This window comes from Flammeovirga kamogawensis (assembly GCF_018736065.1).
Classification (GTDB): domain Bacteria; phylum Bacteroidota; class Bacteroidia; order Cytophagales; family Flammeovirgaceae; genus Flammeovirga; species Flammeovirga kamogawensis.
In genome coordinates this window covers 1,553,233-1,565,293 of record NZ_CP076129.1, presented here as the reverse complement: position 1 = coordinate 1,565,293, position 12,061 = coordinate 1,553,233, and the positions used below count along the sequence as shown (strand labels likewise).

Annotated in this window: 11 protein-coding genes; 3 read left to right on the top strand and 8 right to left on the bottom strand. The window is 30.7% G+C overall.

Annotation, left to right across the window (positions count from 1 at the left end; genetic code table 11):
- Positions 1 to 10: 10 nt before the first annotated feature.
- From KM029_RS24275 to KM029_RS24265, 3 genes are all read left to right on the top strand, one after another.
- On the top strand, positions 11 to 1,081 hold the full coding sequence (locus KM029_RS24275; RefSeq protein ID WP_144076387.1) for a UDP-glucose--hexose-1-phosphate uridylyltransferase: 1,071 nt from the start codon (positions 11 to 13) through the stop codon (positions 1,079 to 1,081).
- A gap of 191 nt (positions 1,082 to 1,272) precedes the next feature.
- Positions 1,273 to 2,310 carry a UDP-glucose 4-epimerase GalE gene (galE, locus tag KM029_RS24270; protein ID WP_144076386.1) on the top strand — a complete coding sequence of 346 codons (1,038 nt, stop codon included), beginning with the start codon at positions 1,273 to 1,275 and terminating at the stop codon, positions 2,308 to 2,310.
- A gap of 107 nt (positions 2,311 to 2,417) precedes the next feature.
- Positions 2,418 to 3,479, top strand: a complete 1,062-nt coding sequence (locus KM029_RS24265) for an aldose epimerase family protein (RefSeq protein WP_144076385.1) — start codon at positions 2,418 to 2,420, stop codon at positions 3,477 to 3,479.
- An 89-nt stretch (positions 3,480 to 3,568) separates the two neighbouring features.
- Here the strand turns inward: KM029_RS24265 and KM029_RS24260 are convergent, their stop codons facing one another.
- The 8 genes from KM029_RS24260 to KM029_RS24225 form a co-directional block, all read right to left on the bottom strand.
- On the bottom strand, positions 3,569 to 4,291 hold the full coding sequence (locus KM029_RS24260; RefSeq protein WP_158631210.1) for a metallophosphoesterase family protein: 723 nt from the start codon (positions 4,289 to 4,291) through the stop codon (positions 3,569 to 3,571).
- Positions 4,292 to 4,385: 94 nt separating this feature from the next.
- Positions 4,386 to 5,183, bottom strand: coding sequence for a hypothetical protein (locus KM029_RS24255; RefSeq protein WP_144076383.1), 798 nt, complete (start codon positions 5,181 to 5,183; stop codon positions 4,386 to 4,388).
- A gap of 436 nt (positions 5,184 to 5,619) precedes the next feature.
- Positions 5,620 to 6,675, bottom strand: coding sequence for an RHS repeat-associated core domain-containing protein (locus tag KM029_RS24250; protein WP_144076382.1), 1,056 nt, complete (start codon positions 6,673 to 6,675; stop codon positions 5,620 to 5,622).
- Positions 6,676 to 6,903: 228 nt separating this feature from the next.
- Complete coding sequence (locus KM029_RS24245; RefSeq protein WP_144076381.1) at positions 6,904 to 7,332, bottom strand: hypothetical protein; 429 nt, start codon at positions 7,330 to 7,332, stop codon at positions 6,904 to 6,906.
- Positions 7,333 to 7,674: 342 nt separating this feature from the next.
- Positions 7,675 to 8,463: an RHS repeat domain-containing protein gene (locus KM029_RS24240; protein ID WP_144076380.1), complete on the bottom strand. Its 789-nt coding sequence runs from the start codon at positions 8,461 to 8,463 to the stop codon at positions 7,675 to 7,677.
- Positions 8,464 to 8,608: 145 nt separating this feature from the next.
- Positions 8,609 to 8,908, bottom strand: coding sequence for a thiamine-binding protein (locus tag KM029_RS24235; RefSeq protein WP_158631209.1), 300 nt, complete (start codon positions 8,906 to 8,908; stop codon positions 8,609 to 8,611).
- Between the two features lie 92 nt (positions 8,909 to 9,000).
- On the bottom strand, positions 9,001 to 9,453 hold the full coding sequence (locus KM029_RS24230) for a hypothetical protein (RefSeq protein ID WP_184679535.1): 453 nt from the start codon (positions 9,451 to 9,453) through the stop codon (positions 9,001 to 9,003).
- A 374-nt stretch (positions 9,454 to 9,827) separates the two neighbouring features.
- Positions 9,828 to 11,852 carry a tetratricopeptide repeat protein gene (locus KM029_RS24225; protein WP_144076377.1) on the bottom strand — a complete coding sequence of 675 codons (2,025 nt, stop codon included), beginning with the start codon at positions 11,850 to 11,852 and terminating at the stop codon, positions 9,828 to 9,830.
- Between the last annotated feature and the right edge of the window lie 209 nt (positions 11,853 to 12,061).

Sequence of the window (12,061 nt, the reverse complement as noted above, 5' to 3'; positions counted from 1 at the left end):
ATTTAAGAAAATGGAATTTAATTTCGAAGATCATCCACATAGAAGATACAATCCGTTAACAAACGAATGGGTACAAGTATCTCCACATAGAGCTAAAAGACCTTGGCAAGGACAGGTAGAAAAAGTTGATGAAGAGCAACGTCCTGAACATGATCCTAATTGTTATTTATGTGCTGGGAACACTCGTATTAATGGCGAAGTGAACCCTGACTATAAGGATACTTTTGCGTTCCAAAATGACTTTGCTGCTCTTCTAGAAGAAATACCTTCTGGTGAAGTGAACGAAGGAAACGGTTTATTTAAAGCCAAAAGTGAAAGAGGTCTTTGTAAAGTAATTTGTTTTTCACCTCGTCACGATTTAACTATTCCAGAAATGGATGTTGATGGTATCCGTAAGGTTGTTGATTTATGGTGTAAAGAATATGCTGAACTAGGTGCAAGAGATTACATCAATTACGTTCAAATTTTCGAGAACAAAGGTGCTGTAATGGGATGTTCAAACCCTCATCCACATGGGCAGGTTTGGGCACAAGAATCGCTACCACTAGAACCAGAAAAGAAACAAGCAAATCAGCTAGAGTATTTTGATAAAAATGGTAAAACAATGTTATCAGATTACATTGCTGAAGAATTGAAACAAGGCACACGTGTAGTTTACGAAAATGAGCATTTTGTTGCTTTAGTTCCCTATTGGGCTGTATGGCCTTTCGAAACTATGATCGTTCCTAAACGTGCTGTTGCAAGAGTTACAGATTTAACGGAAGAAGAACGTGATGCTTTGGCAGATGCTTACAAATCTTTAACGGTAAAGTATGATAACATCTTCCAAGTTTCGTTCCCTTATTCAGCTGGTATTCACCAAGCTCCAACAGATGGAGAAGAACACCCTGAATGGCATATGCACATGACTTTCTATCCTCCTTTACTTCGTTCTGCAACAGTGAAGAAGTTTATGGTTGGCTACGAAATGTTAGCAAACGCACAAAGAGACATTACAGCAGAAACAGCTGCTGCAAGAATAAGAGAACAATCACTTACTCATTATAAGAGTGCTGTTCTTGAAGAAGAAAACAATCGTTAGTTAGTAGTTTAATTAGGCAAACCATAGTTCCTTTCTATGGTTTGCTTCTTAGCTTATATTTAAAAAGTTCTTATCGCTATAAATCATTAAAAATAGACTGTAATTATAGAATTTCTTATGTACAGTTTAGATTTTTTGACTTAATATTGTTCTTTCAAACAAATTAATAGTATAAGAAAACCAAAAGAGTTATGAAAAAGAAAATTTTAGTTACCGGAGGGTTAGGATATATTGGTTCTCATACATGTGTAGAACTTATCAATAAAGGTTTTGAAGTTGTTATTGTAGATAACTTATCAAATTCTGAAGCTTCGGCTTTAGATGGTATTGCTAAAATCGCAGGCGAACGTCCTACTTTTTATGAGTTTGATTTATTAAATGCTGAAGCGTTAGATAAATTATTCAAATTCGAAAAATTAGATGGTATTATTCATTTTGCAGCTTCTAAAGCTGTTGGAGAATCTGTAGAAAAACCACGTTTATACTACAGAAATAACCTTCAAACATTATTGAATTTATTGGACAATATGGTAAAATATAATGTACAAAACATTGTATTCTCATCATCTTGTACAGTTTATGGTCAGCCAGATATTTTACCTGTAACAGAACAAACTCCTGTTCAAGAAGCATTATCACCTTATGGAAACACAAAGCAAATTTGTGAAGAGATTTTACGTGATACTGTAAAAGCTGAAGAAAATGTTAAAGCAATTGCTTTACGTTACTTTAACCCTGTTGGTGCCCATGATTCTGCATTAATTGGTGAATTACCATTAGGTGTTCCACAAAACTTAATGCCGTTTATTACACAAACAGGTATTGGAATGCGTAAAGAATTAAGCGTATTTGGTAGCGATTATGATACAAAAGATGGAACATGTATTCGTGACTATATTCATGTTGTGGATTTAGCAAACGCTCACATTGTTGCTCTTAATAGAATGATTGGTGAAAATCAAAAAGCCAAATATGAATTCTTTAATGTTGGTACAGGTACGGGGTCAACAGTTTTAGAAGTAATTAATTCTTTTGAGAAAACTTCTGGAGAGAAATTAAACTACAAAATCGTTGATCGTAGAGAAGGAGATATCGAAAAGATTTATGCTGATACAACTTTCAGTAATAAAGAGTTAGGATGGTCTTCTGAAAAGAATTTAGATGACATGACCTCTTCTGCTTGGAAATGGCAAGTAGCATTAAGAGAAAAACAAGCAACAGAAGCTTAATTTTCTCTTAAAAGAGATCCTTAGCATCACAAATCAATCGTAATGATAGATTTGTGATGCTATTCTATATAGCAAATGCAACTATCGTATTTAAAATTTGTAATGAAATGATTGAAACAACACAAATTGAAAAGACATCTTGGGGAACAAATCAAGGTAAAGAAGTATTCTTATACACTTTAACAAATGCATTGGGTTCTCAATTGCAAGTAGCTACTTATGGTGGTATTCTTGTGAGCTTTAAAACTGCAGATAAAGCAGGTAATTTTGGCGAAGTATTGTTAGGAAAAGACAACTTAGAAGATTACTTAGATAACACGTGTTATTTAGGAGTTATTGCTGGTCGTTTTGCTAACCGTATTGCCAAAGGTAAAGTAACAATTGATGGTACAGAGTATACTTTAGCTACCAACAATGGCGAAAACTTTTTACATGGTGGTGCTAAAGGTTTTGATCAAAAGGTTTGGGATGTAGTAGAAGAGAAATCGGAAAAAGGAACTACTTCTTTGGTGCTTTCTTATGTTAGTGCTGATGGTGAAGAAAACCTTCCAGGTACAATGACAACTCAAGTGAAGTACTCTTTAACAGACGAAAATGAGATTGTATTGGAATATACAGCAACTACAGATAAAAAGACTGTTATTAACCTTACTTCTCACCCTTATTTTAACCTTAAAGGTGAAGGTGATATTGCTGATGTTGATCTAAAATTAAACTGTCAGTACTTCACTCCTATTGATGAAACTTGTATTCCTACAGGTGAAATTATTGCAGTAAAAGGTACACCTTTCGATTTTACAGAAACTAAGAAAATTGGTCTTGAGATTGATGCAGATTACGAGCAAAATAGAATTGGTGTTGGATATGACCACAACTTGGTAATCAATAAGCCATACGGTGAATTTGGTTTTGCAGGTGAAGCTTACGATGCAACTACAGGTAGAGCAATGTCTGTTTATACAACAGAGCCTGGTATTCAGTTCTATACAGGTAACTGGTTAGAAGGTGAGAAAGGAAGAAACCAAACTCCTTTAATTAAGCGTGAAGGTTTCTGTTTAGAGGCGCAACACTACCCTGATACACCTAACCAACCACATTTCCCATCTGCGGATTTAAATCCTGGTGAAACATATACTCAAAAAACTGTTTACAAGTTCTTTGTAAAGTAATTTTTGATTAGTGATAAAAAATAAAAGGCTACCTAAATAATGTAATGTTATTGGTAGTCTTTTTCATTTAGATATAAATACCTATTAATCTAACTCATTGTATCAATATTCTCTTGTACGAGAAGCTTATTTGCGGTGAAATTATAGCAGATGAGATTACCTTTACCCCATTTTCCTTTTTTGTAACAACCATTATCCAAATTGATACTATTTTCATTGTTCTGGATAGATGCTTCTATAAAATCTAAAATTGTAATAGAATGTCCATGAATGACTTTAAACCCTAGATCTTTAACTGAATAGAAGTCCCAAATCCATATCATTGCATCATAATCAGTAAAAGGATTTTCTGCTTCTAAATTTAACCCTGCATGAACTATTACAAGATCATTAATTCTATAATAATACGGCAAGTTGGTAAAAAAGTGTTTATAGATAGATTTACTATACTTCAATTTATCCCACCTATGAGGTTGTCCATTTGGGTAAAAAATTAATTGATCATTTTTTTCTAAATCTTCACTTACAAAACTTTCATGATTACCACGTAATGGATAAATTAAGAAACCATCATGCATTAAGTCAAGAATTTTATCAATAACACCTATACTATTAGGACCTTTATTTACATAATCTCCGAGTAAAAAAAGTTGATCGTCTTTCTTTAAGTCTATTTGTTTTAAGAGTGCAATAAAAGTAGCTAAGCAACCATGAATATCACCAATAATCAATATTCTTCCATTATTATTTGGAGTTAGATTGTAATAATGTGAAACTCCAGAAGTTGAATTTAGTAAATCAAACGGTATCAAAGGATTAGTTATATTTATATTAGCATTAACTATAAAAAGGTATCACGCAAATTAATTATTTTACATAATACCTCTTTTAAAATCTTACAATTAATTATTTCAAAATTTCAAGTGTTTTTAAATCCTTTTCTTCATCAATATATTCTTGAAGTTCTTTATACTCTTTTTCTTTCTCAAGGTCTGTACAAATAAGTAATAACTTATTTAATGTAACCCAAAATTGATCATTTACTTCAAAACCTTCCGTTTGCATTAATTTCTCTATAGTCTTTGCTAAGTAATAATTATGCTCTCCCACTTCTTCTTGAGCTAAGATATTTGGAAGTAAGAAACTGATTGGCCATAAGTTATTCTGAGCTATAGCCCTTTTTATTTGAGATAAATAAAGCTGATTAATACGTTCAAAGCGTTCTTCAACTGAAACTTCTTTTACTTCTTTATTTTCAAATTTCTCCAAATCAACATCTGAAGAGTAAAAGAAAAAACGTTCTTCTACTAATTTATTTGATGTATCTAGTTTCTTTTGTTCATCGTAATATGCTATAACCTGTTCTTTATTTTTTGCTAAACTAAAAGTACTGAATACCTCTTTCACTTTAGACCAAAAGTTGTCACTCTTCGTTAATTCATAGTCTTCTGTCAGCACCTCTAGATTCTTTATAAGACCTTCAATATTAACAGGAAGTTCATGTAAATTATGGTTTATTTGTGCATTAAAATTAAAGCCGATTAACTTCATCAGATGTTCTTCTTTAATAGCAGAATATATACGTTCCTGAATTCTGTGATATTGTTGTACTATTTCTGGAGCATCATCCATTGGATTTTTTACCACTACTTTCTTTTCTTCTTTTGGTACTGAAGAAAACATTTGCTTTAATTTATTGAACATACTCTATTCTTATTTTTGATTGACAATATTTCTATCTAAAATTAGTCAAGATATTGGAAAATTCAAGGTTGTTATTTTAAATATATTCTTCTTAAGAGTAGCTCCATATAGTTAATTTAAATTATTAGTCCAATTCTTTATTGCAAATCCACTGTTCTTTTCTTTCTCATAATTAAAGATAATTATTTAAGGCTTAACTTACTGTCCAATCAAATATAGCAGGTCCAAACAGTGGAGGTAGTTCTAAGTAACTCCTTATGGCTTAGAACAATGTGGGAACTATTTGCTTTTTGTCTGAAATAGAAACGAACTTACCAATAAAATAATTCCTAAAATAATAAAAACATAATTTATGGATTTACCATTCTGAATATAACTATACACACTAATTAGTATCCAAGCGAAACCAACTATCCCCAAGCTAAAATTTAAATTACTATTTTTCATTAATAATAGGAGTTATATTATCAGAATTTATACTATTTGTGTTCCACATTTTTTCACTAATTGAATAACCTGTTTTTGGAAAAATAATAGTACTTTTTGTATCTAACATTTCTGTTAACTTTGCACCAAATCCTCCTCCTACGGTATAGTTTACTCCTCTCCATATAGTATTTCCTTCATCATTATATCCAGTCCATTTTGAAACCCCAAAACTAAATACAGCTATATCTACATCAAGACCTCCACTTCCGCCATTTCCTGCAAAATTGTAAGGGTTTGGAAAATAATCTCCAACATAGCTTCCTGTTCCAGATAAAACAATATCTGCCCCTAAACCACCTCCAAACGCTCCTCCATAACTTGTACCAACATATTGACTAAATCCAAATCCTTTGATATAACCTTGCCCCATTGTTTTTCCATATTCAAATAAGCCTGTTCCTGCCACACTTATTTCACTATCATTTATAAAGTCCTTCTCACCATAAAATGAGATTCCATATTTTATATCCACAAGATAAAGAGCATCAAATGGTAATTCATCATTTTTTGTCGGTGCAAAATAGTTATTTCCTGAATTAACTAATGATTTTGTATTGGGATTATTATCTTTCCAATGATAATAATCAACTGTAACCCCTTCAGGAGCACTACTATTTTTATATAATTGAACAGAAAAATCTGATTGATTTCTTCCAATATTTTCTAGACCATAATCACTTGGATAATGGTGAGTTCTTCCATAATTAGTAATTGTTCTCATCCCTAATAAGTCATTATCATCCATAGCTTTATTAAATTTTGAGAAAAGGTCATCACTATAAATTCTGAGTACCCATTCTAATTCATCTAAATCTACCCCATTAATAACTTTATTCATTGCAAAAGGATAAGGTGTCCAAGAAGAATAGCTAGCCGTCAACGGATCCACACTCAAAAACTTTCCAATCACTGGATTATACACCCTAAAGCCATAATCCTGAATCAGCTGAGAACTGCTAAAATCCGTATCGTTTTCTTTGCCATTAAACCCATACCTATATATTCATTAGTTCTAAAGGATTTTTTGTCGATATATAATAATTTTTATACACCTCTCCATAATTATTAGAAATGCTTCTTTTAATTGTAGGAAGAAGTTTGAGGATATCTATTTATCTCATCTATTCCACTTAGATTGGCTTGTTTGGTTGTTTTAAGTTCGGAAACTTAAACAATATTATAATTCGTAATGACGCTAGCGCTTAACATTACGAACAGGTGGGGATAGCATTTATTGTCTCCATGGCTTTTTACCATATCTACCCTCGATATCTAAAGTATCTCCTAATAATTCATGTAACCATGAAGTTGGATCATAATAAATAACTTCATTTGATAAAATTCCATTCTTTGTAACTAAATATAGGGAATCTGAATTAGCAAAATGATATAAAGAATCTCCAGCATTAACTAAAGATCTATTCTTTTTATTTAAATATATCATATATAAATCTGATTTATTTATAAATGTCAGCCAACCTCTATCATTTTCTTTTATAGAATTTATTAACAAAAAAGTATCTTCTTTGAATTGTATTTGGAAGTAGCTTCGCTCTTTTTCTCTATCTAAATAAGGACTAATGATAAAAGTGAAACTTATTCCTATAAAAATCATTATTCCTACAAAAACAATATCAAATTTACTCTGTTTCCCCTTCATTATAATTTAAGTTTATAAGTGATTCAAATTTTTTAGGAGATCAACTTTTACCAATGTCTATTCCTATATTATATGTATTTGCATCAAAATCGTCAGGTGTACTTGACATAGATCCCCCTATATTATAAATGCCAGATCCTACACTAAAAGCTTTTCTCTCTCCTTTGAAATTATAATCAATATCAAAATTAATAGGATTTCCACCATAATAAGTAGTACCTAATGCAATTCCTCCAGTTCAAAAACTAATACCATCAACAAGGTCAGAATAAGATGTAAAAGACCCTTTATTATTACCTTGCATTTTTACAACACCTCCTAAAGCAAAATTAAAACCTGTTCCTATAAATGAAGCATCAACATACATATGACCATAAATAGCCGCAGGGTTACCTTTTCATCAGCGTCATGAGTTGATTCTACTAAAATTCTATCTTGATTATCTCTAAATTGTTTTTCTAATTTACTATCGATCAGCTTTTTATCCCATGTTGCTAGTTTTTGAGGAACCTCAGAATCTAGTAAAATATATTCATTACCATTTTCATCATCAGTTCTTAAACTAAATTGTGCATCAGGATCAACTAACTGTATTGCTCCATTACTATTACCAGACCATGAAAATAATTTGTTCTTTAAAGCTATATAATCATCTTTAGGATTCATTAAAGCAACATCAACTAAAATCCTTCCAATAAACCAATCTGAATTATTAATTTTATATTCTTCTAGTCCATCCAAATCAATAGCCTGTATAGGAGTATTCCCCGCAAACTGATAAGGTGTATACCAAGGGTAAGACTTAGTCAACGGATCCACACTCAAAAACTTCCCGATAACAGGATTATACACCCTAAAGCCATAATCATGTATCAGCTGAGAACCGCTTAAATCTGTATCGTTTTCCTTACCATTAAACCCATACCTATATTCCTTACTTCTATAGGTACGCTCTTCCATGGCTAAACCAAAAGGAAAATAATCTGATAAAGACAAAATAGTACCATTATCGTACATGGTAGCCAATACATTTCCTAAATGAATAGAAAATTCGGTAATACGGTGTTCTGCTTGAAAAAAAGTTTCTCCATACGACCACTCTAACTCAACAACATCATTAGATGTTTCCAATACTGACTCACTTTATAGTTTACTTTTATAGTTGAAGTTTTTTTATTCAGACTTTTCTCTACTAAATGTGATTTCCATTATCCCTCAACTTTAGATCGAGATATATAAAACAAAAAAGGAACTCATTACCTGAATTCCTTCTTCCTTATTTATTCACAGTTCCAATACGTTTTTCAACGGAGGCTGTTTTAGACTTAATCATATTTGATTTATTCTTATTAGAATCCATATTCATTACACAATAAATACGGTCAGAAATTGGATCCATTATTTTGTAAGCATCATCAACTACTTTTAATAATTCTGTCACCGTTTCTGCTTCTATAATTGTCCCCATAGGAGAAAACTGATACGTTAACCCTGTTTCCTTAATATGTTGAACAACTTTACTTACATATTCTCCAATATGATCTCCCTTATCAATTGGGAAAATTGCGAAATTCATTATTACACCCATTATTCTTTTACTTGTTTAAGTGAAACACAAAGCTAAATGATTCAATGTTAAACTTAAAACAATTCTAAAATAACTAGGCTTTATTTTACATTTTTATCAAGTTGTTTTTGATCAATATCGCCATACCAAACAACAAAGAAAGTATCATATTCCTCTCCTACTTTTTCGAAGTTAATTTCGTACTCAATGTTATCTACAAAGGATGTTTTCAAAACACTATTATGGTTATAATTGTATTTTTCTTCTAATTCAATAGTATATTCAGATTTAACAAATCGCTCAAATGCTCTGCATTCTTCATGATCTAAGGTTGTAGCGATATGCGTATCATTATTTACTGGTAAATACATAACTCCACTGCAATATTCTGAATCTTCTTCTACTACAGGCATCAACTGATAAGTTATCCCCCCTTCTGTAATAAATGTTTCTTGCTGATCTTTTTGTCCTATTTCTATACCTTCAATATTTTGGGCAAACACTTTTGGTAAAGAAAAAAATAGTACACATGCTAATAATAAAATCGTTTTCATTGTTGTAGTTATAATTTTGATATAAATAGTATATATTGTTTTAACTCAAACAATATAAGTAAAGTTGTTATATTTTCAGCTTTTTATCTTAATGATACTAAAATCTGAAATATTTCATATTTCTACTTATTTTGTTTTAAGTCTTTGTAAATAAAAAAGAGAGGTCATAAACCTCTCTCTTTTTGTATCTTACAATTCATGTAAGAAATATAACTACTTATTTGACTTAAATTCTTTTTTTGGTATCGATAAAGAAATAACTTATTTCCTTAATTGATATATACAAATATAACCTTTAAACACCACTTAGGGCAATACCCATTTTTAGGTATTTTTAGAGTTGATCATGGTTATTTCAAATTCAAACCAATTAATTATGCTTTTAAAGTAAAGCCAAACACCAAAATATCATCAGTCTGGGGTTCATCATCTATTGATCTCCAATCTTCTAATGACTTTTGTAAAAGCTCTTCTTGTTTATTTGGCGCTAAGTGTTGTATGCTTGCAATTAAATTTCTAAACCTCTTGACAAGGAATTTCTTATTTTTGGGACCCCCTATTTGATCTTGATAACCGTCTGAATAAAAATAAAACTGCGTTGGCGAAGAACTTAGATCAATAGTATGACTTACAAAAGGGTGTGTATGTAAATCAATACCGCCAATGCTTCTCCTACACCCTTTCATTACGTGCATTCTATCATTCTGAAAATACAACCAAGAACTTTTTGCACTGCTTATAGTCGCTGTTTTTTGTGTATAATTAATTGTACAAATTGATATATCCATGCCATCTTGGATAGTAGAAATATCTTTTTGTTTTAAGGTGTCTTGTATACGAATATTCAATTGTTCTAGAATTTCACTTGGACAAGTATAATTTTCAACTTTTATGAGTTCGTTTAAAATACCATTACCTATTAAAGACATAAAAGCACCAGGAATTCCATGTCCTGTACAATCCAATCCAGCTACTACTCCTATTTTTTCATTATTTCTATTTAAAATTCCAGAAGAATAATAAAAATCACCTGACACAATATCTCTTGGTTTATATACCAATATTAATTTATCAACTAGAAGTTCTATAGACTTTCGAGATGGTAATGTTGCAGACTGTATTCTATGTGCATAATTTAATGCTGATGAAATTCTTCTATTTTTAGAATCAAGCATTTCTACATATTCCTGTAAATGATCTCGTTGAGATAGAATTTCTTCTGATTGAGCTTCAATTTCAGAGTTTTTCTCAGAAATTTTATGGTAAGCACTCTTTATATTATTGTTGAATTTTAAAAGGAAGTAAACACTTATAATACCCAAAAACAAAACAATTACCATCACATAAATAAACTTAGTTTGATGGCTCACTACTTGTTCAGTTAGCTCATTCTGAATTTTCAATGCATAAATTTCAGCATTCTTTTTATCAGCATTATAAGATTCTTTAATATCAGTTAAACGAGCAGTTATTTCATTATTATCAAGTTCTTGTTTTAATAAGGTATATTTTGATTGATATTGAAAAGCTGATTTCCAATGTCCTGTTTGTTTTTCTATGATTGACAATAATTCATAGGCTTCACAATTCCAATGCTTTGCTTCTTTTAGTTCACTTAACGCTAAAACTGACAATGCAGACTTCCTTGCTTTATCATAATATTTTGATTCAAATTGGTATTTTGCATAAATGAGCTCATACTCTAATTGTGCATCTACATTAGCTGTTTTTTTAAAATAAATAAGAGCTTCAGAAATATGTTTGAGTGCATCTTTCTCTTTTCCTAATTGATATAAAATTTGTGCTTTAACTGCTAAAATATAGGCTTCAGAATCCGAAAATTGATATTTCATGGCATTTATTAATGCAGCATCTTCGTATTTTAGAGCCAATTCATATTGTTCCCACATCAAATACACTTCACCAATATTAAGCATCATACTTACTTCATGATCATACAGATCATTCGTAATTTCAGGAGCCTCCTCCATATCTCTATGTATGGCTTTTAAAGCAGCTTGATAATATTTTAAAGCTTTTTCGTAATCTTTTTTTCGAAAAAAATAAACCCCAATATTATTATTAATGGTAGATACATTAGTCCAATCTTTTTCAGATTCAGATAATGCTAAAGCACGCATTTGATAATCAAATCCTAAAGTAATCTGACCTTTTTTAATATAGTAAGACCCTAAAATTTGATAAGCAAAGTTCTCTCCTTTAATATTATTATATCCTTTTGATAAATTTAAAAGGTGCTCTGCATAATAAATAGTTGAATCTGATAAATTCCTTAACGCATGAAAAGCCTTGTCTAGATAAATCTCTAATTTTTCTTGATCATTTTGCTTTAAATTATCAGCATAAGAATCAGAGTGTAGAAAGATAAATGAACTCAAAAAAAATAAAAGTGCGTAATATATTAATGCTAATTGTCGTACCACAAGTTTCTTAAATAGAATGAACTACATCAATCTATTTAAAATTAACTACAATCACAAATTAATCCTTTAATCTGTTAGATAAATGATATATAAAGGGCTTATTTACGTATTTATCCTCTATTCAAATTAATTATTAAATACTACTGTATGTTAATAATTTTCAA